The organism is Limnospira sp. PMC 289.06, from assembly GCF_032350395.1.
Lineage (GTDB): Bacteria > Cyanobacteriota > Cyanobacteriia > Cyanobacteriales > Microcoleaceae > Limnospira > Limnospira platensis.
Window position 1 is genome coordinate 16785 of the sequence record NZ_JARPLC010000007.1, and the last position, 23498, is coordinate 40282.

Annotated in this window: 27 protein-coding genes and 1 pseudogene; 20 read left to right on the forward strand and 8 right to left on the reverse strand. The window is 44.1% G+C overall.

Annotated features, from left to right (window positions below):
• Positions 1 to 8: 8 nt before the first annotated feature.
• The 20 genes and pseudogenes from P5674_RS02930 to P5674_RS03015 all read left to right on the forward strand — a co-directional run bounded on the left by P5674_RS02930 (position 9) and on the right by P5674_RS03015 (position 19066).
• Positions 9 to 2243, forward strand: coding sequence for a chemotaxis protein CheA (locus P5674_RS02930; protein ID WP_315669793.1), 2235 nt, complete (start codon positions 9 to 11; stop codon positions 2241 to 2243).
• A gap of 90 nt (positions 2244 to 2333) precedes the next feature.
• A complete protein-coding gene (locus tag P5674_RS02935) occupies positions 2334 to 2798 on the forward strand; it encodes a chemotaxis protein CheW (protein WP_006619583.1) in 465 nt (154 codons plus the stop codon).
• A 91-nt stretch (positions 2799 to 2889) separates the two neighbouring features.
• Complete coding sequence (locus P5674_RS02940; RefSeq protein WP_006619582.1) at positions 2890 to 5010, forward strand: methyl-accepting chemotaxis protein; 2121 nt, start codon at positions 2890 to 2892, stop codon at positions 5008 to 5010.
• Between the two features lie 169 nt (positions 5011 to 5179).
• Positions 5180 to 8452 (forward strand): HEAT repeat domain-containing protein, encoded by a 3273-nt coding sequence (locus P5674_RS02945; RefSeq protein ID WP_035737653.1) that lies wholly within the window; start codon positions 5180 to 5182, stop codon positions 8450 to 8452.
• Positions 8453 to 8542: 90 nt separating this feature from the next.
• On the forward strand, positions 8543 to 9415 hold the full coding sequence (locus P5674_RS02950) for a CheR family methyltransferase (protein WP_006619580.1): 873 nt from the start codon (positions 8543 to 8545) through the stop codon (positions 9413 to 9415).
• Positions 9416 to 9461: 46 nt separating this feature from the next.
• Complete coding sequence (locus P5674_RS02955; protein WP_006619579.1) at positions 9462 to 10511, forward strand: protein-glutamate methylesterase/protein-glutamine glutaminase; 1050 nt, start codon at positions 9462 to 9464, stop codon at positions 10509 to 10511.
• 83 nt (positions 10512 to 10594) lie between these two features.
• Entirely contained in the window at positions 10595 to 11176 is a 582-nt protein-coding gene (locus P5674_RS02960; protein ID WP_286167374.1) for a chemotaxis protein CheC, read from the forward strand.
• A 3-nt stretch (positions 11177 to 11179) separates the two neighbouring features.
• Entirely contained in the window at positions 11180 to 11482 is a 303-nt protein-coding gene (locus P5674_RS02965; RefSeq protein WP_006619577.1) for a hypothetical protein, read from the forward strand.
• Between the two features lie 13 nt (positions 11483 to 11495).
• Positions 11496 to 11693, forward strand: a complete 198-nt coding sequence (locus tag P5674_RS02970; protein WP_006619576.1) for an AvaI/BsoBI family type II restriction endonuclease — start codon at positions 11496 to 11498, stop codon at positions 11691 to 11693.
• Complete coding sequence (locus P5674_RS26525) at positions 11659 to 11757, forward strand: AvaI/BsoBI family type II restriction endonuclease (RefSeq protein WP_353912490.1); 99 nt, start codon at positions 11659 to 11661, stop codon at positions 11755 to 11757. Before P5674_RS02970 ends, P5674_RS26525 begins: the two co-directional genes overlap by 35 nt.
• A 77-nt stretch (positions 11758 to 11834) precedes the next feature.
• Entirely contained in the window at positions 11835 to 12572 is a 738-nt protein-coding gene (locus P5674_RS02975; protein WP_006619575.1) for a cytochrome c biogenesis protein CcdA, read from the forward strand.
• Between the two features lie 28 nt (positions 12573 to 12600).
• A complete protein-coding gene (locus tag P5674_RS02980; RefSeq protein WP_006619574.1) occupies positions 12601 to 13971 on the forward strand; it encodes a cytochrome c biogenesis protein in 1371 nt (456 codons plus the stop codon).
• A 227-nt stretch (positions 13972 to 14198) separates the two neighbouring features.
• Complete coding sequence (locus P5674_RS02985) at positions 14199 to 14486, forward strand: histidine kinase (protein WP_231852087.1); 288 nt, start codon at positions 14199 to 14201, stop codon at positions 14484 to 14486.
• Positions 14479 to 14664, forward strand: coding sequence for a hypothetical protein (locus P5674_RS02990; protein ID WP_006619572.1), 186 nt, complete (start codon positions 14479 to 14481; stop codon positions 14662 to 14664). The genes P5674_RS02985 and P5674_RS02990 overlap by 8 nt, the downstream gene beginning before the upstream one ends.
• Before the next feature lie 36 nt (positions 14665 to 14700).
• Positions 14701 to 14847, forward strand: a pseudogene (locus tag P5674_RS26530) (cache domain-containing protein); the annotation flags it as partial.
• A gap of 9 nt (positions 14848 to 14856) precedes the next feature.
• Positions 14857 to 15318, forward strand: a complete 462-nt coding sequence (locus P5674_RS02995; RefSeq protein ID WP_006619571.1) for a HAMP domain-containing protein — start codon at positions 14857 to 14859, stop codon at positions 15316 to 15318.
• A 934-nt stretch (positions 15319 to 16252) separates the two neighbouring features.
• Entirely contained in the window at positions 16253 to 16477 is a 225-nt protein-coding gene (locus P5674_RS03000; RefSeq protein WP_234933587.1) for a PP2C family protein-serine/threonine phosphatase, read from the forward strand.
• 107 nt (positions 16478 to 16584) lie between these two features.
• On the forward strand, positions 16585 to 16743 hold the full coding sequence (locus P5674_RS03005) for a hypothetical protein (protein WP_014274359.1): 159 nt from the start codon (positions 16585 to 16587) through the stop codon (positions 16741 to 16743).
• Positions 16744 to 16797: 54 nt separating this feature from the next.
• A complete protein-coding gene (gene mrdA / locus P5674_RS03010) occupies positions 16798 to 18588 on the forward strand; it encodes a penicillin-binding protein 2 (RefSeq protein WP_014274360.1) in 1791 nt (596 codons plus the stop codon).
• A gap of 187 nt (positions 18589 to 18775) precedes the next feature.
• Positions 18776 to 19066, forward strand: coding sequence for a Mo-dependent nitrogenase C-terminal domain-containing protein (locus P5674_RS03015; RefSeq protein WP_006616839.1), 291 nt, complete (start codon positions 18776 to 18778; stop codon positions 19064 to 19066).
• Here P5674_RS03015 and P5674_RS03020 read toward each other — a convergent pair.
• The 8 genes from P5674_RS03020 to P5674_RS03055 form a co-directional block, all read right to left on the reverse strand.
• Positions 19048 to 20688 carry a B12-binding domain-containing radical SAM protein gene (locus P5674_RS03020; RefSeq protein WP_014274361.1) on the reverse strand — a complete coding sequence of 547 codons (1641 nt, stop codon included), beginning with the start codon at positions 20686 to 20688 and terminating at the stop codon, positions 19048 to 19050. The two genes, P5674_RS03015 and P5674_RS03020, sit on opposite strands and share 19 nt — an antisense overlap.
• Positions 20689 to 20727: 39 nt before the next feature.
• Positions 20728 to 20982 carry a SemiSWEET transporter gene (locus P5674_RS03025; protein WP_035737656.1) on the reverse strand — a complete coding sequence of 85 codons (255 nt, stop codon included), beginning with the start codon at positions 20980 to 20982 and terminating at the stop codon, positions 20728 to 20730.
• A gap of 106 nt (positions 20983 to 21088) precedes the next feature.
• On the reverse strand, positions 21089 to 21208 hold the full coding sequence (locus P5674_RS03030) for a photosystem II reaction center protein J (protein ID WP_006616836.1): 120 nt from the start codon (positions 21206 to 21208) through the stop codon (positions 21089 to 21091).
• A 78-nt stretch (positions 21209 to 21286) separates the two neighbouring features.
• Positions 21287 to 21406, reverse strand: a complete 120-nt coding sequence (locus P5674_RS03035) for a photosystem II reaction center protein L (RefSeq protein WP_006616835.1) — start codon at positions 21404 to 21406, stop codon at positions 21287 to 21289.
• Between the two features lie 9 nt (positions 21407 to 21415).
• Positions 21416 to 21550, reverse strand: a complete 135-nt coding sequence (psbF, locus tag P5674_RS03040; protein WP_006616834.1) for a cytochrome b559 subunit beta — start codon at positions 21548 to 21550, stop codon at positions 21416 to 21418.
• Positions 21551 to 21570: 20 nt separating this feature from the next.
• Positions 21571 to 21819 (reverse strand): cytochrome b559 subunit alpha, encoded by a 249-nt coding sequence (gene psbE, locus P5674_RS03045; RefSeq protein ID WP_006623155.1) that lies wholly within the window; start codon positions 21817 to 21819, stop codon positions 21571 to 21573.
• Between the two features lie 119 nt (positions 21820 to 21938).
• Positions 21939 to 22943, reverse strand: a complete 1005-nt coding sequence (locus P5674_RS03050; protein WP_006670545.1) for a photosynthesis system II assembly factor Ycf48 — start codon at positions 22941 to 22943, stop codon at positions 21939 to 21941.
• 23 nt (positions 22944 to 22966) lie between these two features.
• Positions 22967 to 23302: a rubredoxin gene (locus P5674_RS03055; protein WP_035759049.1), complete on the reverse strand. Its 336-nt coding sequence runs from the start codon at positions 23300 to 23302 to the stop codon at positions 22967 to 22969.
• Positions 23303 to 23498: the final 196 nt, after the last annotated feature.

A 23498-nucleotide genomic window follows, 5' to 3' on the forward strand; every position in this document is an offset into this window, starting at 1 on the left:
CCAAGGCGATCGTATCTAGTCCTACAGAAAGCAACAACTTTTTTAATGAATTTTTAGATGATTATTTTGCTGAGTGTGAAGAGCATTTGGCGGTGGTGCGGCGGGAACTCTTGGCGCTAGAGTCTTGTATGAATCAGCCCCAAATTGAGGGATCGATTCTTAACGAACTGTTCCGCAGCTTTCACTCAATTAAAGGACTTTCGGCGATGGTGGGTGTGCGGGAAGCGGAGAAACTGGCTCACCAAATGGAGAGTTATCTACGATCGCTAAGAGATGGTCAAATCTCCCTGAAACCAGAGGGTTTTGATGCTCTGATGTCAGGAACTCAAATCCTGGAGAGGGCGATCGGAGCCTATCGCACCAAGGAAGACCCCCCGGATATTGACGAAATTATCAGCCAATTGGAAGCCTGTAACCCTCCTGTGGTGGCTAAAACTCCAACGGCAGCTATTACCCCCTTTGAGGTGAAGCTGAAACCAGAGGAAAAGAAACGACTGGAGGCGCTAGTCAGTGAAGGAAAACAGATCTGGCATTTTGTCTTTACTCCTAGTACAGAGCTATCCAAACAGGGCATCGGAGTTAATGCAATTCGGGAACAACTGCAAGCGATCGGTGAATTGATTTATGTGTCTCCCCGTCTAAATGCCAATCAGAAAATCCTGTTTGATTTTATTTTAGCAACCCAGGAGGCGGAAAATCACGATTTAGGCTCTGAATTGAAATATCTGACAGGGGAACCATATCAAATTCCCAGTCCAGTTTCTGAAGCCAACAGTGGCTCATCTAACTTAAAAGTTGAACCCCCAAGGGAACCGGAAGCGCCAGCAACAGCGGAAGCGCCAGGGGAAGTTGAAGCTATAGGGACGGTGGTCAATCGTACCGAGTCAGAGAGGAAAGAGTCAGAAGAGCGGACAGAAACTGCGCCAGCGCCAGCGGAAGTATTGGAGACATCAGAAGCCGAAACCAGTAATAATATCTCTCCGGCTAAGTCAACGAGTCCCCTGATTAGTGGGTCTAACTTAGTACGGGTAGACCTACCGAAACTTGATGAACTCATGCGGATGGTGGGAGAATTGGTAATTACGCGGGCACGACTGGAGGAAAACCTGAAAAATTTACCCCCAAGTTTCCCGGCTGCTCGGCGGCGAACTTTACAGGAGATTAACCTAACTTTAGAACGACAACTGCGGGATCTGCGTCAGGGGGTGATGCAGGTGCGACTGGTTCCGATTGCGGAAATTTTCGCGAGGATGCAGTTTGTAGTTAGGGATCTGATGCGACTAACGGGAAAACAGGTGGCGCTGGAAATTTCCGGGGCGGAGACGGAAATTGATAAGTTTGTGGTTGAGCGCATGATGGACCCGTTATTGCATTTAGTGCGTAATGCAGTTAGTCACGGTATCGAATTAACGGAGGAAAGGCTAAAAGCGGGAAAATCTGCGATGGGAGCGATCGCCTTACGTGCTTCTACGGCGGGGGAAATGGTGATTATTGAAATTGAAGATGATGGTCAGGGAGTCGATATTTATAGGGTGTTAAAACGGGCAAAACAACAGGGTTTGTTGTCGGATTCTGTATCGGAAACTAATGATCCGGATAACTATGATTCCCAGACTATACTCGATCTGTTATGTTCCTCGGGTTTTTCCACCAAAGAAGAAGCGGATCTGGCTAGTGGTAGGGGTGTGGGGATGGCGATCGTGAAAAACACGGTTCAAGAACTAGGTGGTTGTGTGAAATTCACCACTAAAAAAGGAAAAGGCAGTCATTTTATTATTGATTTGCCGTTAACTTTAGCGATTACTGATGCTCTGATTGTAGAAGTCAGTGGTCAAACCTTTGCCATTCCCGAATCCTCTATACAGGAGGTATTATCTGTTGAGCATAAGGGAATTATTCGCCTGGAAGATCAGGAAATAATCTCCTATCGAGGTCATGTTTTCCCCCTGAGATATTTAGCGCGTCTATTTAACTGTGTGGTGACTACAGACGAGTCCGAAAAACTAACTATTGTGGTGATTGGTAATAGCGTTAATTCCACCGGGTTAGTCGTGAATCGGATCTTAGGACTACGAGAAATTGTGGTGCGGCCGTTAACTGATCCATTTTTGCAAAGTCCGGGAATTGCGGGAGCTACAGAATTAGGTGATGGTAGAGTAGTATTAATTCTGGATGTTTCCACATTAATTAGCAGCAAAATCCCTAAGATTATCAAGCCGCAACAATTCATTAATTCCGGTTAATTTAATGATGATTTAGTGAGCCTAATTTTGATTTATTTCAGGGTCATTATATACAGACAATAAATTAGGGTATCAATCAACTTTCATCTTATGAATAAATCAGCAGATACATCTCAACCTTTTATTTTATTTGAACTTGACCATACCACCTATGGTATTCCCTCTGATATGGTTCAACAGATGGAAATGGTCGAGCAAATTACGCCGGTTCCCAACTCTCCGTCTTTTGTGGTGGGGGTGGTATTCTCGCGGGGTCAAGTGATTCCCGCAATTGATTTAAGGGTACGATTTGGATTTGGCAAAATAGCGTATACCCTGCGAAGTAGACTAATCGTGATTAATACTAATGAGCGGACAGTGGGTTTAATTGTAGATACAGCGAGGGAGTTTGTATCAATTCCGGCACAAACTATTCAGCCTTCACCGGAGGGAATTTCTAGCTTGAGTGGAAAATATTTGGCGGGAATTGCTACTTTAGGAGAACGAGTAATATTAATTCTCAATGTGTCGGAATTATTAGTGTTACCAGAATTAGTATCAGAAAGGAGTCCCTAAAGTTGATGGGGGGAGGGTATGGGTCTGACACGGTTTCTGGCTGTATGTTGGTGTTTTTGTTGGTCTTGAGAGTAAATGAGGTTAGTTGAAAATGGGTAAAAAATCTAAAAACCAGAAAAAGGCAGATAATGGTTATCTGGAAGCTGCCAATTTCCAGAATTTCTCAGCATCAGAAGAGAGGGAAAAACTGAAATTGGAAATGGTGGAAATAAGGGAAAATGCCGATCGCGTAAATACAGTGGCGATCGCGATCGCCAAAATAGCGAAACAGGTATCGGAGGGGGCAGAATCTCAACTGCAACTACTCGATCGCACTTCCAACGGGATCAACCAGATGAATAAATCCCTGGGAGAAACGTCACTCCAAGCGGAATCAGTAGCGAGTTCGACAGAAGAATTAGTTTCTTCGGTCAATGAGATGGCCGCATCCATTGAACAGGTGTCGGCGAGTAGTGCGGCACTAGCGACGGCAGTGCGCCAAACGGTAACATCAATTCAGGAGAGTACCAGCAACACAACTAGGGTAGCAGCAAATGCCCAAGAGATGGCGACTTCTGCGACCCAGGTGATCGCTTCGATGACCCAAATGACGACTTCCATTAGAAACGTGAGTGACGACACGGAAAATCTAACGGTATCGGTAAATCAGACGGCTTCTTCTATGGAAGAAATGACGAGTTCGATTGGGGGAGTGGCTAACAATGCGGATGATTTAACGGCTGCATCTGAAGAAACGAGCGCGTCTATCAACGAGATGGCGGCATCTATCGAAGAGGTATCAGCAACTATTGAAAACCTGGCTTCGACTGTAGAAGAGGTATCAACATCTATTGAGGAAATTGCCCAATCAGTGCAGGGGGTAGCCAATAACGCGGAACAAATTACGGAGGTAGCGACGGACTCAGCCACGAGCGCGGAACAACTCGATCACTCTATCCAATCAATTAACGGCTTAACCCAAAAAGCCAATGAAATTACCCGTGCTGTGGGAGTTGATGCGGACAAGGGGGGTAAAACCATTGAAAAAGCGATTCAAGGTTTGGCACGAGTGCGGGAATCAATGGTTAAATCGGCTGATGTAATGCGGGATATGGGTAAACGCACTAATGAAATTAGCACTATTGTTGATACAATTAACTTAATCTCGGAACGGACTAATCTGCTATCGCTAAATGCTTCCATTGAAGCGGCTCGTGCGGGAGAAGCGGGGCGTGGGTTTGCTGTAGTTGCTGAAGAAATCCGCAATTTAGCCGATCGCGCCGCCCAAGCCACGTTCGATATAGCTGCGATTATTAAGGCATTACAGTCGGTGGTGCAAGATGCCGTGAGTACATCTAATGATGGGCTAAGAATTGCGGAAGAGAGTGGGACTCTGGCGGAAGATGGGTTATCGGGTCTTAAACAAATTCTGGGAGGAGTTGAACAAACGACCCAATTAATGAACCAAATTGCGATCGCCTCTCAAGAGCAACTGACGGCTGGACAGCGGGTGGTAACGGCTATTAATACGACTGCTACCCAAGCGAAAGAGGTAGCGATTGCTACCCATGAGCAAGCCAAAACTACTCAGGGAATTGTGCAGTCCACCCGACACATGAGGCAAATTGCTCAACAAGTTACCCAGGCTATGGGAGAACAGGCGCGAGCGGCTAGGGATGTGATTAAGGCGGCTCAAAATACCAATAATTTAGCCGGACAAATTCGTAAGGCTACCTTTGAACAAAATAAGGGCGCTCAACAAATTATGCAGGCGGTAGAGTCGATGCGCCGAGGGGTGATTAGCACGAACCGTGCTTTAGCGGAACAGTCCACAGCAGGGGAACAAATCTCGAAGGAGTCGGAGCGACTGTCGCAATTAATTACTAATGTGACGCGATCGATGACTGAACAGAGTAGCAGTGCTAACCAAATTAGCCAAGCTGTGGAGAGTATTCAAACGCAGTCGGAACAGGTAGCTAAGGCTATGGAGGAACAAAGTAGGGCGGTGCAGGAGATGAATTTAGCTACTCGTAGTATTGCCAAACAAATAGCTTTGATCCGCACATCTAATTTAGATCATTCGGAAGTTTCTAGTAATCTGCTGGCCCGTATAGACGAATTGCAAACTATTGCCAAAAATAACAGTTCAGGGGTACACAAAACTCATGAAACGGCTCAAGGTTTGCTGTCACACACTCAAGCACTGATGGAGGTTTTAAAGGTTGGCATTTAACAGCTAATAACAGTTAATATCTGCTGACATTGGCACGGGACTGGAATGATTAGGGGTAGGCGGACAGTCTATCCCTAGACTGAACCCTCTCGATTGTTGAGAGGGGGCTAAAATTGATAATTAAAATTGTTAATTGTCGGCCCAAATTAAAACTTACCCCCTTAAAAATATGACGATTAGTATTTTTACAACAGATGATAAATTATTGGTGAGATCCTGGGATTCTCAACTAGCTATGATGAGCGGCTTAGAGGCAGAAGAGGTCTATGATTGTCCGTTGACCGAGATAATTCCTGATTTGGAGTCGAGGGGTTTACTGGCTCGTTTTAATCAGGTTCTGGAAGATGGTACTATCGAAACCCTAGCGCCGGATTTTCATCATTATTTAATTAAGTGCCCACCACGGAACCCGTCGCAATACTTTGACTCGATGCAGCAAAGGGTAACGATCGCACCTTTGCGGGAAAAAACGGCGATCGTGGGTTTGGTGATTACTTTAGAAGATGTCACGGAGCGCATGGAGGCAGAATGGGAATTAGCCAATGCTCGCACAGGGTCGAATGATGGGGAAGAAACGGAATTTGATACGTCAGTCCATGAGTCCCTCATTGCTGCTCTGGCTGACGATCGCTGGCAAGTGCGCCAAAATGCCACCCGTCACCTAACTAATGTTAAAGCGCCAGAATTGAACGCGCAACTGTTGGAATTGTTGCGACAACAACATCACAATCCAAATATCCTTAACAGTGTGATACAGGTTCTGACTCTCACGCAGGTTGATATAGTGCCGGCTCTGATTGATTGTCTGAAGGAACAGGATTCAGATCTGCGGATTTATGTGGTGCAAACCCTAGGACAAAGGAAAGATCCCCGGGCTATTCCTGCCCTGATTGATATGTTGGATGATGATAATGTCAATGTCCGGTATCATGCTATTGAAGCTCTGGGAAAACTACAAGCGCTCGAAGCCGTTGATGGCTTGGTGAAAATCGCTGAGTCAGAAGACTTTTTCCTAGCTTTCCCTGCCCTTGATGCCCTAATGCAAATGGCTAATGCTAAACTGGCTCCTCAACTGGTTCCATTGCTACAAAAAACCCTGAATTGGCAATTGCGCCGAGAAGCAGTTGATAACTTGGCGATAACTGATGACCCAGAAATTATCCGTAGCCTACTGCGATTGATGCGGGAACAGCATCGCAACCCGAATGTTCTGAATGCGACTCTACAAATTCTGGCGCTCAGTAATGTAGACCCAATTCCGGCTCTGGTGGAATGCTTGGGAGAACCAGACCCAGATCTGCGAATTTATACGGCTCTGGCTTTGGGAGAACGCCACGACCCCCGTGGTATTGATCCTCTGATTGGTTTGCTCAATGATCCAGATATCAATGTTCGCTATCATGCCATTGAGAGCTTGGGACAACTGAAGGCGAAGGAGGCTGTGGAGCCTTTGATTGAGATTGCGACGAGTGGGGATTTCTTTTTGGCTTTTCCGGCGATCGAAACTTTGGTGACTATTGGCGATACAACGATTATTCCCAAACTTCTGCCTCTATTAGAGGATGACTTGCTTTGTAGTCCGGTGGTATCGGCTTTGGGTAAGTTTGCGGATGCTGATGCGGTAGGGCCTTTGGTGGCTCAACTTAATCGTCCTTTGACATCGATCGCAGAAATTGTTTTGGCTTTGGCGGAAATTTACGCTAATTATAAACAACTCGAAGAAGGACAACATATCGCTGACCTGACCCGCCAAGTGATACAAGATCAGGGGGTGGAAAATATCCTAGCAGAGATTGAACAAGGATCTTTGTCCGGGCCGGAGTTACGGGCGATGGTGATGGTCTTGGGTTGGCTCGAAGGAGAGAAAATTGAGCAAACTTTAGGAAAACTCCTGAATAATCACGAAGTTCGCGATCAGGTGATGGAAGCCTTGGTTGCATTCGGGGGAAGGGTAACGCCTTTATTGATTATGCAGTTGGAAGCGGGAGACCTGGAAACTCGCCAGGCGGCGGTTATGGCTTTGGGACGTATAGGCAGCACCCAGGCGGTTCCGGCTTTGATGTCTTTGTTGGGTCATGCTGAACCGGAACTGGTGATGGTGACGACTACGGCTTTGGCTCACATTGGGGATGCTCGCGCTTTTGAGGGGCTGTTGGAGTTACTGGCACATCCTGACTCGGCGGTGCGTTTGGGGGCGATCGCTGCTCTCAATTCTTTGGGCCATCTAGCTATGCCTCAACGGATTTATGATCTGTTGGTTGATCCTAACCCGTTGGTACGGGAGTCGGCGGTGAGAATTGCTGGGTATTTTGCTTTTGAGAATTGCAAAGACCGATTATTGGCTTGTACACAAGACCCAGAAGAACGGGTTTGTCGGGCGGCGCTCGAACATTTGCCCTATTTGGAGGATGAGCGGGTTTTGCCGATCTTGGTGCAAACTTTGACTCACCCTTCGCCTTCTTTGCGATCGGCTGCGGCTCATGCTATGGGAGAATTGGAAAATATCGCAACTGTCCCTCATTTACTAAAAGGGTTGGATGACCCGGAATCTTGGGTTCGTTATCAGGCGGCTCGTTCTATTGGTCGCTACGGTGACACTTTAATTGATATCCTAGAATCAGGTTCGATTTCATCCCTACCAGAACCTGTAGCTGAACTCAATGTTGATCAATGGGCTGATAGTGCCTTTGCCGCCCTGAAACAACTGGCTAATCATGACCCGGCTGATCCGGTCAGAGCGATCGCTGCTGAGTCCTTGGGGGCGATCGCTGGTGTGAGAGCTACTCCGATTTTGTCTGGGTTGGCTGAGTTGGAGGATGAAGGCGGAGATGTGGCCCGTGCTGCTTTGAGGGCTTTGGGGCGCATTAACCGCGCTCAGGCTATACCCCCTTTGCTGACGGCTCTCAATTCTCCTAACTCTGAACGTCGCCTTGATGCCCTCCATGCCTTTCGTGAAAGGGGAGGAACCGAAGCCGGGGTAGCTTTGCAGTGGATGGCCGCCGCTGACCCCGAAGAACGTCTGGTTTATGAGGCGATCGAGTCCCTTTCTCGTTTGGCTACTCCAGAAGCCATTTCGGCCTTGCTGGAATTGACCGTTGACCCTAGCACTCGAGAGGCTTGTCTTAATGCTTTGGTCCGGCGCAATTGTCCCGAAAGTTTAGAGGGAGAATATATTGAATTGGTCGCTCAGGGATTAAAACATATCCATCCCGGGGTTCGCTGTTCTGTGGTCGAGGTTCTCAAGCGTTTTAAGCATCCCATAGCTTCCGAGTTTTTGATTGAAGCCTTGGATGATGCTGATAAAAATGTCCGTCTGGCCGCTGTCACCGCTTTAGTTTATCTGGGAAATCACAGTTGCGATGAAAAATTAGCTAAACTCGCTCGCACTGACCCATATCCGGCTATTCGTCGCGCCGCTCATCGAGGTCTACGATCTTCTTAAAATAGTCCATAGAATGGGGAAGTTAATAGTTGTCCATTGTTAACTCTACCCCTGATTTTATGCTTAATTCTCAGGATTTATATGTGATCTATGTCATTTCGCCCAGACTCACTAGAACTATCGGAAAGTACATTTATTATTCTTCGAGATTTAATTCACGAACGAACTGGTTTGTACTACGAATCTAGAAAAAGGGATCTGTTGGCAGATAAGGTTTATCCTCGATTAGTAGACAAGAATTTTGATTCATTTTTGGATTACTATTATCTACTAAAATATGATCCTGATGCTGATGGTGAGTGGAAATGCCTGATGGATGCCCTGTCGGTTTCGGAAACTTTCTTCTGGCGGGAATTTGACCAGGTTAGGGTGATGATTGATGTGTTGTTGCCATCATTAATAGACAAATATAAAGGTGGTTCTAAATCTGATGATTGGCCGATTTTTAGACCTATTCAAATTTGGTGTGCGGCTTGTTCGACTGGTGAGGAACCTATCTCAATTGCCATGGCTTTAGAAGAGGCTGGTTGGTTTGACAAAGTGCCTATTAATATCTACGGTACTGATGCTTCACCTCGGTCAATTAGTAAGGCTAAGGAGGGACTATATCGACAATATTCATTTCGGGCAACTCCTCCTAAAATTCAGGACAAATATTTTGACAAAGAAGGTAATAATTGGCGGATTAAACCGAGTATTCATAAGCGAATTACTTGGCAAGTTGCCAATATTACTTGCCCTCATGAAATGGCTAATTTTAGAAATATTAACTTTATTTTTTGTCGAAATATTTTTATATATTTTTCCGATCAATCCATCCAGAAAACTGTCAAACTACTCTCGGAAAGAATGGCAGAATCTGGTTATTTATTTGTGAGTGCATCTGAGTCCCTGTTAAAGTTTGAAACTGATTTTAAATTGGTGGATATTAGGCAAGCATTTGCCTATCAAAAAAAACGTTAACTGACCTGATATAATATAAAATATAGAGCTACAGAGGAGCCATGAGATGAAAAATATTATTCGAGTTTTGATTGTAGATGATTCAGCATATGTCCGTAAGGTGATTAGACAAATGCTGTCTCGTAGTCCCTTTATTGAGGTCGTTGATGTCGCCCATGACGGTGCGGATGCTTTGGAAAAAATTGAAAAGCTGGGCGACCAGGTGGATGTCGTTACCTTGGATTTATTGATGCCTAAAATGGACGGTGTGGAGTTTATTAAACACCAAATGGCACGCCGTCCCCTACCAGTGATTGTGGTCAGTATTGCTAATGAAGGAGGCGAGAAATTTCTGGCGGCTTTGGATGCTGGGGCGGTGGATTTTGTCCATAAACCTACGGCCCTCGCTACGGAAAAAATGTTTGATATTAGTGATGAATTAATCGCGAAAGTGAAAACAGCCTCGACTGTCCCTATTCAATGTCTCACTAATATTCATGAATTTCCTTCATCAACACCATTACCTCGCCCTCCTATTAGTTCAGGAAAAATTGAATTGGTGGCGATCGGAATTTCTACAGGGGGCCCTCAAGCCTTGGCGTTCTTAATTCCTCAATTGCCGGAAAATTTGCCAGTTCCGGTGGTGGTGGTTTTGCATATGCCTGTGGGATACACTAATATGTACGCCCAACGCCTAGATCGTCTTTGTTCTCTTGATGTTAAAGAGGCTCAAGCTGGAGATGTGGTGCGCCCAGGTGAGGTGCTAATTGCTCAGGCTGGACACCATCTGAGTTTTAAACGCAATCATGATCAAAATGTAATTGTCCATTTGCACACTAAACCCTTTGATTTACCTCACCGTCCATCGGTGGATGTGATGTTTCAATCGGCGGCGGAGATCTATAAAGACCGGGTTTTGGGTGTGGTTATGACTGGAATGGGATCTGATGGTAAACAAGGTGCCGCTTGGATTAAGTCCCACGGTGGCTCGGTTTTTACGGAAGCTGAGGAAAGCTGTGTGGTCTATGGGATGCCTAGAACAGTTGTAGAAGCTGGTTTGAGCGATCGCAGTATTCCCCTTAATCAGATGGCTAAGGCGATCGTAGATGCTTTATAAATTTAAATGTTCTTTAGGGTTTGGGAGTTCTCGTGATGCTGCTCACAGAAAAACAACAGAATGCGCTCATTGGATTTATCAATATGATATTATCCAGACGACCAGCAAGTTCCTTGTCAGCATTAATTCAATGTCCGGTGATTTTGGATGTTTCTAATGTTTGGCTGTATCCTCTGAGTAAATGTAAAACCGAATTTGCTGACTGCTTTGCTAATGAGGTGGCTAATGTCCGTCAAACTTTGTCTGGTTCCTTGTCGGGAGATGCCTTAATACTTCTTGACTATCCCGTGGCAGTAATGTTAACTAATTTACTCCGACACAATTCGAGACAACCTATTGAACATCTGAATATTTCTGCCTGTGAAGTTTTGACAGAAGTTGGCAATATTTTACTGAGTAGTTTTCTAGGGATTTTAGGGAACTTAATGGGAAGTATGATTACCGTTTCCGAGCAGTCATTTTCCATTGACCCCCTAGAATCAATGATTAATTCTCTGATTTTAGAACATCAAGAAATTCGCTATGTTTTAGTTGTCAAAACTAAATTTATTCTCTGTGATAACTCATTGGAAGCATACTTGTTTTTTGTATCTGGGGTTATGCCTCTATCTTGTATGATTAGAGGCATTGAGTCTGTCAGCAATGTGGCAGTTTCTAGGGTTTAGATAATGTGGGGAATCTCTAATTATAACTCATCAGGAGAAAAGGCAGTCGAAAACATAGCAGATATCCGGGAAGTTAACCATCTTGATCAACAATTACATAATTCCTTTCAAAACAAATTTTTAATCGAACCATCACTAACCAGGCTGTTAGTCAGTTTTCAGGCGAAAAAAACTCAACCTATTTATCGTTGGTATAAGTATAAGGAAGCCTTTTCCGCATCTCTAGTTCAACTGTTATTTGCAAAATATGGATTGACTCAAGGCAAAATTTTAGACCCCTTTGCAGGTAGTGATATATGTATGTAAAAAATCCGAACTAATGGGAATTAATAATGTACAATCTATCCTAGCTTTAGGTGAACTGAAAGGAGCCATAGAACCAGCGGGAGCTGATGAACATTGTCAAACAGCACAAGCATCACTAAATCGGATTCGACAAGCATTATATCAAGTGGGATATTCTCCTTATACCTTCTTGGGAAATTGGGGAGCAACTAGAAAATGGGACGCTCAATAATGCCGCTAATCTGAATCGAGAAAATCAAGTAGCATCTATTTCTCGGTGGCTGTGCGATCTGTAGGAGTTGGATTTGAGATCTGGACTGGCTAAAAAAACGTTACAATTTTTGATAGTTCCCAAACTCATCAATTTGATCTCATGAGCGAAACCCTACAAACACAACTCTATGAAATTGCACAATTTGCTAATACCCTAGTGCGCGAACAACTAACCCATGTGGGATGGCCAAGCATTCTCATCCTGTTGGCTGCTGGTTTGCTAACCAGTCTGACCCCCTGTATGCTGTCTATGTTACCGATTACGATTGGCTATATTGGTGGATATGAAAACCAAAATCGCACCACAGCAGCTATTCAGTCTACCTGGTTTGCTTTGGGACTAGCAACTACTTTAGCGGGATTGGGGGTTTTTGCGTCTCTGGTGGGACAAGTTTATGGTCAGATTGGCTGGGGTTTACCGATTGTGGTGAGTGCGATCGCCATTTTGATGGGATTGAACCTTTTAGAAGCCTTACCCCTGCAACTTCCGGCTTTTGATACCATGGGGTGGATTCCTGAAAAGCTCCCCCATTCTGCGCGTTCTTATCTGTTGGGGTTAACTTTTGGTTTGGTGGCTTCTCCCTGTAGTACCCCGGTGTTAGCGACGATTCTGGCTTGGGTTTCTACCACTGGCGATGTCCTTCTGGGGGGGGCGTTGCTGCTGTCTTACGCTGTGGGTTATGTGGCTCCCTTGATTTTGGCGGGTACATTTACGGCTACTATTAAAAGGTTGCTGGCTTTGCGTCAGTGGTCGGGTTGGATTACTCCCGCTAGTGGTGTTTTGCTGGTAGGGTTTGGGGTGTTTTCTCTGTTGTACCGACTGGCTCCGATCGCCTAGTTAACTTTTGTAAAATCTTGATTTAATTATGACTGCTAAAGATGTGGTTTTCTCTAAACTTTATAGTTGGGGAACAGCACCCAGAAAATTTGTCCGTAAAGAATTAGTTCCGGTGTTGGCGGATTTGCGATTAGCGATTGTTTTATTGTTAGCGATCGCCATTTTTAGCATCTCTGGAACTGTTATAGAACAGGGACAGTCCGCCGCCTTTTATCAAGCTAACTACCCAGAAGATCCGGCTTTGTTTGGCTTTTTAACCTGGAAGGTATTACTATTTATAGGGTTAGATCATGTTTACCGGACTTGGTGGTTTTTATCAATCCTAATTGTCTTTGGCTCTAGTCTGACAGCCTGCACTTTCACCCGTCAGTTACCGACCTTAAAATCGGCACAACGTTGGCAATATTACGACAAGGAAAAACAGTTTAAAAACTTGGCTTTAAGTGCCGAGGTAAACAATGTATCCCTAGACCATCTCAAACAGACCTTAGAAAGCCGTCGTTATCTAGTCTTTCAAGAGGGAAATAAACTCTATGCTCGCCGAGGTATAATTGGCCGGATTGGACCCATTGTAGTTCACGCTAGTATGTTGATTATTTTGGCGGGTTCAATTGTGGGTTCAATGACGGGTTTTATAGCTCAAGAACTTGTCCCTAGTGGGAATCTATTTGGGATTCAAAATATCCTAGATGCGGGGCCGTTTTCTCAGTCTAAAATGCCCCAAGATTGGGCGGTTAAAGTCAATCGCTTTTGGATTGATTATACACCAGATGGAACTATCGATCAATTTTATTCTGATTTGTCGGTAGTAGACCGGGAGGGAAAAGAACGCGATCGCCAAACTATTCATGTTAATAAACCCCTACGTTATGATGGTATCACCTTTTATCAAGCTGATTGGGGAATTGCTGGGGTGCGGGTTCGGATCAATCGTTCTCCGGTGCTACAACTACCAATGGCGCAACTAGACACTGGGGGAAAAGGTCGCATTTGGGGAACTTGGGTTCCCACCAAAACTGATTTGAGTGAGGGAGTCTCCCTGCTGGCGAAAGATTTACAGGGAACAGTGTTAATTTATGACAATGATGGTCAGTTAGCCTCAACAGTCCGCGAGGGTATGTCTATTGACATCAATGGTGTCACCCTCTATGTTGATGAGGTGGTGGGAAGTACAGGATTGCAAATTAAAGCTGATCCAGGTATTCCGATTGTTTATTTAGGATTTGGATTACTGATGATTAGTGTATTAATGAGTTATGTATCTCATTCCCAAATTTGGGGACTCCAACAGGGTGACAGGCTTTATATTGGCGGTAAAACTAACCGCGCTAAGGTAGCGTTTGAGCGAGAAGTGGTGGCGCTATTAGACAAAATCGAGTCGGAACAAACCATCAGCTAAACTATCATTCCCCCTCTACATAAGCCAGTTTTGGGGGGGATTTTATGCTCAATTTCCATGATAATTTTTGATTAAATATACCATCAATATCCAGGTTTATTTACAGGGTGGTAATTGCCAAAATTTATGGTATTTTAAAGTTAATTATTTTTGAAAATTACCGATTCAATACTGAAGATATACTGCAGCCAAATTGTGATTATCCTAATCTTTTATCTGCAAATATTATGCTGGTTAAAAAGTTCAACCAAGCCATTATAACACTATTCGGAAATACCTCTATTAGTACAATTTTAATTGTGCCATTTGTAGTCCAAGTAGTGGGAGCGACCGGATTGGTGGGTTATTTATCGTTCCGCACAGGAAAAAGTGCGATCGCCGATTTAGCGAACCAATTAATCGAAGAAGTAAGCGATCGCATTTACCAAAACCTAGAATTATACCTAGAAATTCCGGCTAAGATAAACCCAAAAAAACTGGATGCGATCGAGTTAGGATTTGGAGAATATGATTAATATTATCGAACCAGAGACAGATTTTAGCTTCTATTATTATCATACTAATGACCAAAGCGATCGCACTACTGTACAAGCCATAGTCGAGAACGCAGACCCACGCAAGCACACCATTTATATCACAGCCAAAGAAGCTGGTCAAGCCATCTGGAGTGATGTTTATATCTCCTACTTATAACCCACGCTACTTTTAAGCCATCTTTATCCAGTCTATGATGATAGTAATAACTTCCAAGGTGTATTAATTTCAACCTTACGTCTAGATCATATTTCGGAATTTCTCCATAGCCTTAGTATTGGGAAGTCTGGACAAGCATTTATTATCAAACGTGACGGGACTTTCTTGGCAACTTCCACCTGAGAATTACCCTTGACCATTGATGAAGAAGAACGCCGAGAATTAATGAATGGTTACCAAAGCAATAATCCCATTAATCAAGCAACGGCTAAAGATTTATTTAATACATTTGGCGACCTCAAAACTCTAGGGAGTAACCAAAATAATGAGTTGCGATTGAATGAAAATCTGTACTTTGTGAAAGTTAGACCTTTACAGGATGAGTATAATTTAGATTGGCTGATTGTTGTAGTTGTACCAGAGTCAGATTTTATGTCCGAAATCAACGCTAATATTCGCACTACTATTAAACCTGTTGGTGCGATGATTGTGGCAATTATTATTGGTATGATAACAGCTAGGTGGATTACTTTGCCAATTTCCCGCCTCAATATCGTCGCCAGTAATGTAGCCAAAGGAGACTGGAAACTGTCCCTATATCTGCAAAGAAATGATAGTACAGCAGTCATTTCAAGATTTAACCACCCTCAATGAATAGACTCACCAAATTTTTAAACGTTATTCCGGTAGGAGTAGCTATTTATGCACCGAATGGCGAGCTAATTTATTTTAACAAAACCACCGAATATTTACTCTCACTTGAGGAGGTGAGAGACTTATAAAACCATACTTTCCAGCTAAATAATTATATTAATCAAGGGGGAAGTAATCAATTATCAAGAGTTATCAATCCTCCCTATTATAGAGCCTTACAATGTGAAAATATGGTGTCTAATTATCTATAAATTCAAGTAAGCGATCCCCGTATTACCTGAGAACTGAGAGCAGCTATTATTGTGGAAAAACAAGGCAATATTATCTATGAAATTAGGGGATTGACATTAATGAAAACCAAAAACCTGCCAAATTTTATCATAAATTGCGGCTCTAAACCAAGGTTTAAAAGCCGAAAATTTCGCCTGAAAACCGAATTAAAAGTAGCTCAAAAACTGCCATACATGATTTTACCGAAACCGGAATAATTAGCAGAAATATCTAACTTGGAGGCAGCCGGATTTATGGAGCCAGCGGACGAAGTTGGGGGAGATTATTATGAGATAATACTAGAGTCCAATGGCAGATCAACAGTAGGTATTGGTGATGTAACCGGACATGGTTTAGAAAGGTGTTAATGCTGATGACACCAACAGCAGCTCGGACTTAATCAGCCTGACCATAAGCCGATCAAGTAAAGTTTTTAAATGGAATTAACCAGGTAATTTATAGTAATGGTATGCCGATGAGAAACTATAAAAATTTAACCCTGTCTTTTTTAACATTTCCAGATGATAAATTTCATTTAACCGGACAGCATGAAAGTTGAATTGTAGTTCGTAACCATGGAGAAGTCGAACAAATTGATAGAATGGACTTAGGGTTTCTGATAGGTTTATAAGAAAATATCTCAGATTTTATTAATCAGCTAGAGGTGAAAGTCAATCCAGGAGAAGTGATGGTTTTATATACCGATGGTATCCCGGAAGCCGTTAATGAGCAACAGGAAATGTATGGTATGGAGCGGACTTTGTGGAGTGCTTCAGGAAAACCAAACCGCCACGAGTCAGTTGATAGTATTTGTGAAAGGGTAGCTAAAGATGTCAAGCAATTTATCGGCACACAAAAGCTGTTAGATGATATAACCTTAGTAGTTTAAAAAAAAATAGCATAGCCGGAGTAGAGACCGACTCAGGAAGCCGAGATCCATGCTAATGTTAAAATCTAGTCAACAGATATCCTAGATATGCACTCAGGATCTAAGCTATGGCTGTACTACTTACCTGGATCGCGCTAATTCTGAGCATTCTGCTAACAGAGACATTTTGGCTAGACCCTCTGAGCTTTCTTAATTGGCTACACCTACCGAATTGGACTGGGTTAGCATTTGTGGGGTTAATTGTGGCTTGGTGTCTTGGGGAATAGGTACTAACTTGCCCAAAAAATAGTATGTTGTATCAGAGATTTATTTCAAGGTCTATGGTGCGTCAACTGTCTTTTAACCCTAGGGTCCATTTTACTAGTAGCGATCGCCCGACTGTCCGCAAGGAAGCGCCGCGACCGCTGTATCGTGTTTTACTATTAATGCTGGTAGCCACAGGATTGATAGGTTTGCAGGTTCATCGGCTGGTACAACTGCAACTGGTGAAGGGAGCAGAAAACCGACTGAGAGCGGAAGACAACCGTATCCGGCTGATTCCAGTCCCCTCAAATCGGGGTCGAATTCTCGATCGCAATGGTACAGCCATAGCCGATAACCACCAAGTGCGGGGGGTTTTTTTCTGGCCAAGGGAAAAGACCCCAGAACAGTGGAAACAAGCGGCTAACCAACTGAGTGAGTTACTCGATGTACCAGCACACAGCATTTTAAACGAACTAGAACGCATCGGCTACCAATCCGCCACCTCAGTCCGCATTAGCAATCATCTGACTCCAGAAGCCTTTATCTGGTTAGCGGAAAATGCCGAGAAGATGTCCGGGGTGGAAATTAGGATGGAGTCGAGTCGCCACTATCCCCACGGTAATTTAGCAGCTCAAGTAGTTGGCTACATTGGGGAAGCCAACCTACAAGAATTAAAAGCTAACCCCGATTGGCCAATGGGCATGGTAGTAGGACAGTTGGGGATTGAAGCCTTAGCCAATAAAGATTTAGTGGGAGTGTGGGGCGCTCGCTTGGTGGAAGTGAATGCCAAAAACGAGGAACTGCGGATCTTTGGTGAGAAATCCTCTCAAGGGGGTACAGACGTACAACTAACCATAGATATCAATCTGCAGAGAGTGGCGGAACAGGCTCTGGGACAGCGACGGGGAGCAGCAGTAGCCCTGAATGTGAAAACTGGGGAAGTGTTAGCAATGGCGAGTAGTCCACGATTTGACCCTAATTTATTTACTCGCCCCATTACCCCCCAACAATGGGAAGAACTCCAAGGGTTAGACCATCCGTTTCTGAATCGCGCCTTACAGGGATATCCCCCCGGAAGTACATTTAAGATTGTTTCGGCTGCTGCTGGTATGGCTTCTGGCCATTTTAGTCCAGGTTCGGTAATTGCGACCTCAGATTCAATTACTATTGGTGGGATTGCCTTTAAAGAACATAGTGGCGGGCTTGGGATAATTGGGTTTCGGGATGCTTTAGCCTTTAGTAGTAATACCTTTTTCTATCGCCTGGGGATGGCCATTGGCCCGGAAACCATGGCTAAATGGGCTAGAAATTTCGGGATTGGTACTACGGATTTAACATTGTTGGGGTTAACGGAGGGATCTAGTGGATGGGTTCCTACGCCGGAAGACAAGGAAAAAATCTTTGGGGAACCCTGGTATTTGGGGGATACTGTCACGATGTCTATTGGTCAAGGGTCGGTACTAGCTACCCCTCTGGAGTTGGCGGTGATGGTATCGGCGATCGCCAATGGTGGACAGCGAGTTAAACCCCATTTACTCTCTTCGATGACTAATACTCCCGCTACCCAACCTGTACCCACGGGATTGGCTCCTGATGCGATTAAAAAAATTCGAGAGGGGTTAGTTGCTACGGTCCAGTATGGAACCGCTCAGGTAATGAATGGTGGTAGTATCCCTTTAACTGGCGGAAAAACGGGAACTTCTGAGGTTTGGGGACAGCGATCGCACTCGGTTTATGTGGCTTTTGGTGCTGCGGATCAAGCAGAAATTGCCATTGCTGTAGTCGTGGAAAATGGCGGTTTTGGCTCTAAGGCGGCGGCTCCGGTAGCTCTGGAGATGTTCCAAACCTACTTTGCTGATAGAAAATAACCACCCACCCAACCGGGTAACACCAAACCCTGTTAGGTAAGAGGTTTCAGGCGGTGGCTACTTCCTCGGCGGGATATGTATAAATTTTGATAATCATAATCAAAAATTTATATAAGTAAACCCTGGCGTTATAGCGATCGCCTTGCTAAATTAAATCTATAGCAACCGAGGAGGAGCCATAGGAGATATGAATCAACTCAACTTAAATACCCAGCCAAATTTCATCTTAAAACCCATCAAAACCCGGCTCGATATTCAAGTCAAAAATCCCAAAACAGCCCGGTTAATCTGCAATTTAATCCCCGCACAATGCCCCTTTGAACGCACTATCAAAATGTTTGGGCGTACAGTTTTACAAATTCCCCCCCTCTGCAAATTAAACCCTTTTTATGAGGAAGTTGTGGCGATGCGATTTCGTGCCCTTTTCTACTTAGCCGATGAGTGTGGAGAAGATATTTCTCAGTTTTTTGTCGCCTGAGATAACTTGTCTCTAGCCCAAATTTGAGAATCATTGAGGTGCTTTTTAAGAGTTGTTTCTGGTAGAGGTCCTTGGAGGTGACTCCAGGGGAGAACCTGGTTTAATTCCCAGTCTTGATTAACATAAAAATCTATTGGGGGAAGCTGTCCGCGTAATTCCTTAAACCCTCGCCGATAACTTCCGGGACTGTCCCCATAATGGCGGACTTTTTCCAAGAGATAAGATAAACGGCGATCGCCTCGGGAAATTAAAGCCTGAATTACCGACCATCGATAACTTTCCGGGCGAAAATCCATCCCATTCGAGCGCAGTTTTTTCTCTAAAAACTTTAATCTTTTTTCGGCTGCTGGATTAACTCCAAACCACTGAAAAGGAGTGTGAGATTTCGGGACAAAGGTACTACAACCGAGGGTGAGACGTAAACCAGGGGCGGCTTTTTTAATCTCCTGCATCATAGCAACTGTGGCATCTAAATCCTCTGATTCCTCCCCCGGAATCCCCACCATACCATAGAGTTTAAGGCTTTTTAAGCCTCCGGCTTTGGCATTAATAGCAGCTTGGATAATTTCATCATTATCTAGTTTTTTATTGATGATTTTACGGAGGCGATCACTACCACTTTCCACCGCTATAGTAATACTACGAGTATCCCGTTTCGCCAAAGTAGCCGCTAGTTTCACCGTCACCGTATTGGTGCGAACTGAAGCCAAACTCAATCTCACATCATCATATTCTGGCTGACTCAGATAATCCAACAATTCGTTAAATTCGGGATGTTGAGTCACCGAAGCCCCCAATAAACCCAGCCTTTTAGTGACAGTTAAACCCCGATTAATTGCCGGAATTAAAGATGATTCAAGATTCGCCGTCCGGAAAGGTAAAGTCAAATAACTAGCCAAACAAAAACGGCACATTTCGGGACAACTGCGAACCACTTCCACCATATAGATATTTTCCCAAGCCGCCAATTCCGTGACTACGGTGGAAGCTGATAGAGTATTTCCGCGATAGGTTTGTTTTTGCACCTGGGGGGGAATATCACTATCAATAGGTTTAATAGAAGCGATCGCCCCATCAGCACTGTGATATTTCACCTCATATAAACTAGGGATATAAACTCCCGGAAGTTGTGCTAAGTGGCGTAATTTAGTCTGTCGGTCGGCTTGTCTAACCTGTTGATAGGCGCTGATAAAATTAGGTATTAAATCTTCACCATCTCCCAGTAAAATCACATCAAAAAAATCAGCAAAGGGTTCTGGGTTAGCCGTGAGGACAGGTCCGCCGCCAAAAACTAGGGGTTGTTGATTATCGCGCGAGTGCGATCGTCTTGGTAGCCCTAAATCTTCCAACTGCTGTAAAATGTTACTGTAGTCTAATTCCCACGACAGAGAAAACCCTAATAATTCTGGGTTATTTGGTAGAGGTTCACTCAGATCCGTAAACAGGCGGCTAACTTGTACATCTTGACGAAGTGCTAAAGTCGCCCATACTATCTGATAACCTAGGCTAGTAATTCCCACACTGTATTCATTGGGGAAAGCCAAAATCACCGGAACCGCATTAGTTTCCGGTGTAGCTGGAGTAAATAATAAACGTTCGCGCGCGAATTGGGTAACAGTCACAGTATAAAAATTAGGGTGATCAGATTTAGCATATCCAGATTAGTGATATTTTAACTTAAACCACAAAATAGTCGAAGCCAATACCAAAGTCGCCACATTAGTTAGGATAATCGGTAGATCTTTAATCAGCGTTCCATATACAATCCATAAAAATACCCCGGTACAGAAAATTACGAACATTCCCAGGGAGACATCACGGGTCGATTTAGTTTTCCAGGTCTTAATTGCTTGGGGAAGAAATGCAATAGTCGTCAGCATCCCCGCTAATAGCCCAATTCCAGTAATTATGTTCATAAATTGATGAGCAAATCCTGTGCTTAATTCAATAAAAATCCCACCCAAAACGAGTGGGATATTATCAACACTTGAGTATTAACACTCAGATTTTATGGTTCTTAAATTAGAGTGCAGAACCAACACCGACGTAAGCCCCATAGAAAAACAGACCAACCACAACCAGAACACCAGTTCCGGCTACCGTGGCGATTAACCAAAGGGGAAGTTTAGCATCTCCAGACACAGCTTTATACCTCTCTATTCAAAATTGAAATTACTGGGGAAAAGGGTAAATATCTCCAAGGTATAATGGTACTTCTAGTTAGTTAAAGAAATAACTAGAAAACAGGATACCCAGGACAAAAATCAACAGCAAGCCCAGATACAGAGAGGTTCTGTTCAGTTCAACAGGCTGCTTATTGGGGTTACGACTACGATCCATGTATGTCTCCTATCGTTGAATAAACTGCATAGCGGCGATCGCACCCAGGAAGAAAACTGTAGGAACAGCCAGGGTGTGTACAGCCAACCAGCGAACCGTAAAAATCGGATAAGTTATCGGTTGGTTTTGATTTGCATTCGTCATGTTTTTAAGTTCTCCTGGATCTACTTACCAATAAATTGATCAATTTGTGTCTTGCTATCTTGGCGTTCAGTGATAATCGGTAGTTCCTGGCGCTCTTGAGTAAAATACTCATTAGGGCGAGGTGTACCAAAAGCATCATAAGCCAATCCGGTGCTGACAAATAACCATCCAGCAATAAACAAAGCCGGAATTGTCAGACTATGAATCACCCAATAACGGACACTTGTAATAATGTCACCAAACGGACGCTCACCAGTAGTACCTGCCATTTAAGTCTCTCCTGTTAACAAATCCACAACTTACAGACTCTCAATCATATTATAATAGGGTAGAGAGTCACTGATAACAAGCCAATTTTACCAACATTTTTTAAAGGCTGGTTTTGCTCTCAACTAGATGCTGAGGTGTTTCCGGTGTATCTAAGTAATGTTCCCCGTTGACCGAGTATAAATCCCCGTTCAGGACTGATAAACTCAATGCGGTAAAAATTCGAGGGAATATCTTCAACTTCCCTATCTTTTTGCCAGGCTTCACCCCCATCAAAACTACAGAGAAGGTTTCCACTACCGCCAGCGACCCAAATCTCCTCTGGGGTACGATAAGCCAAATCGAGTAATCCCCAACTGGTGGAAAACTCTGGCTTAATAGGATCACTCCACTCTTCAGGATCATTAGGATCGCTAAATCGGATTTCACCGCCGCGCGCTAACATCCACAGGCGGTTATCCTGACCAAAGCCAATTTTTTCTAGGCGTTTAGAACTATAGCGAATGTGGGGAGTCCAAGAGGTCTGTCCCGGTTCCCAAGTCGAGTAAAAATTACCCTTAGCCGAAACGGTAACATATTCGCCTTGTTCCGAGCGAGACAAGCTGCGAATCACCCCCACAGCATCTTCTACCATAGCTTGCCAAGTTTTACCGCCATCTTTAGTTTGATAGATGGCTCCGACATTAGTAGTCATTTCCGCCGCACTAGGTCCGAGGGCGACAATATTATTAGGAGCGCCGGGGAGTTTATTGCTGAGGGCGATGCGAGTCCAGGACTTACCGCCATCAGTGCTATGGAGAAGTACAGAAGGCTCACCGACAATCCATCCCTCCGAGCCACTAAAGCTAACAGAGGTCAGCAGAAGATTAGGTTCATCGAGATCTAGCTGTTTAGTTTCCCAGGTCTTACCCCCATCGTAAGTTTCTAACAAAGTGGCATTGCTACCGACAATCCAACCATGATCGGAGTTATCGACAAAATCGATATCAAATAACTTGGCATCTGTAGCCACCGGGACTAATTCCCAAGGATTATAGCTAACATCTGGCAGATAGTCACAACTTGCACAGAACAAAGCCACAGCTATCAAAATCGCCAATTTTTTCAAAAATTTAGGGAACTGCATTTGATTCAATCTGGTTAAATCCCTTAACGTAAACCATACAAACTAATAAAAAACAGAAATGCCAAAGCCAGCCCGCCAAAAATGAGAAGACTTTTCTGTTGAGAGGTTAGGGTATTGACTCCCAGACCAAACCCGAGATTCTCCTCAAATCCAGACGGACCGGAGGAGGAGCCAATATTCCTAAATTGGCTACGGGGCGCACCGCAAACGGGACAACGCCACCTAGCTGGCAGATCTTCAAATTCAGTACCTGGGGGAATATTGCCTGTAGAACTGCCTTTGGAGGGTTCATAGACGTAACCGCAGGCGTTACATTCATATCGGTCTGGGGATTTGACTTCAGTGGCTGGCTCACTCATAGTACGGACGGTCGGGGAGTTAATTATTAAAAGTCTATTACATAATATTACAGAACCTGACAAAGTTAAATCAATCTGTGGCGATCGCCCAAAATCCTCGAAATCCCCAAAATCCCCAAAATCCTCGAAATCCCCAAAATACCCAAAATACCCAAAATACCCAAAATACCCAAAATACCCAAAATACCCAAAATAC

Coding starts and splice junctions, on each gene's coding strand:
- P5674_RS02970 (WP_006619576.1), top strand. CDS start 11,496: ATGGGAATTAATAATGTACAATCTATCCTAGCTTTAGGTGAACTGAAA.
- P5674_RS02945 (WP_035737653.1), top strand. CDS start 5,180: ATGACGATTAGTATTTTTACAACAGATGATAAATTATTGGTGAGATCC.
- psbE (WP_006623155.1), bottom strand. CDS start 21,819: ATGGCAGGTACTACTGGTGAGCGTCCGTTTGGTGACATTATTACAAGT.
- P5674_RS03035 (WP_006616835.1), bottom strand. CDS start 21,406: ATGGATCGTAGTCGTAACCCCAATAAGCAGCCTGTTGAACTGAACAGA.
- P5674_RS03050 (WP_006670545.1), bottom strand. CDS start 22,943: ATGCAGTTCCCTAAATTTTTGAAAAAATTGGCGATTTTGATAGCTGTG.
- P5674_RS02940 (WP_006619582.1), top strand. CDS start 2,890: ATGGGTAAAAAATCTAAAAACCAGAAAAAGGCAGATAATGGTTATCTG.
- P5674_RS03015 (WP_006616839.1), top strand. CDS start 18,776: ATGAATCAACTCAACTTAAATACCCAGCCAAATTTCATCTTAAAACCC.
- P5674_RS02965 (WP_006619577.1), top strand. CDS start 11,180: ATGTGGGGAATCTCTAATTATAACTCATCAGGAGAAAAGGCAGTCGAA.
- psbF (WP_006616834.1), bottom strand. CDS start 21,550: ATGACGAATGCAAATCAAAACCAACCGATAACTTATCCGATTTTTACG.
- P5674_RS03055 (WP_035759049.1), bottom strand. CDS start 23,302: ATGAGTGAGCCAGCCACTGAAGTCAAATCCCCAGACCGATATGAATGT.
- P5674_RS02980 (WP_006619574.1), top strand. CDS start 12,601: ATGACTGCTAAAGATGTGGTTTTCTCTAAACTTTATAGTTGGGGAACA.
- P5674_RS02960 (WP_286167374.1), top strand. CDS start 10,595: ATGATATTATCCAGACGACCAGCAAGTTCCTTGTCAGCATTAATTCAA.
- P5674_RS03005 (WP_014274359.1), top strand. CDS start 16,585: ATGGCTGTACTACTTACCTGGATCGCGCTAATTCTGAGCATTCTGCTA.
- mrdA (WP_014274360.1), top strand. CDS start 16,798: ATGGTGCGTCAACTGTCTTTTAACCCTAGGGTCCATTTTACTAGTAGC.
- P5674_RS02985 (WP_231852087.1), top strand. CDS start 14,199: ATGCTGGTTAAAAAGTTCAACCAAGCCATTATAACACTATTCGGAAAT.
- P5674_RS03025 (WP_035737656.1), bottom strand. CDS start 20,982: ATGAACATAATTACTGGAATTGGGCTATTAGCGGGGATGCTGACGACT.
- P5674_RS02975 (WP_006619575.1), top strand. CDS start 11,835: ATGAGCGAAACCCTACAAACACAACTCTATGAAATTGCACAATTTGCT.
- P5674_RS02990 (WP_006619572.1), top strand. CDS start 14,479: ATGATTAATATTATCGAACCAGAGACAGATTTTAGCTTCTATTATTAT.
- P5674_RS02950 (WP_006619580.1), top strand. CDS start 8,543: ATGTCATTTCGCCCAGACTCACTAGAACTATCGGAAAGTACATTTATT.
- P5674_RS02955 (WP_006619579.1), top strand. CDS start 9,462: ATGAAAAATATTATTCGAGTTTTGATTGTAGATGATTCAGCATATGTC.
- P5674_RS02935 (WP_006619583.1), top strand. CDS start 2,334: ATGAATAAATCAGCAGATACATCTCAACCTTTTATTTTATTTGAACTT.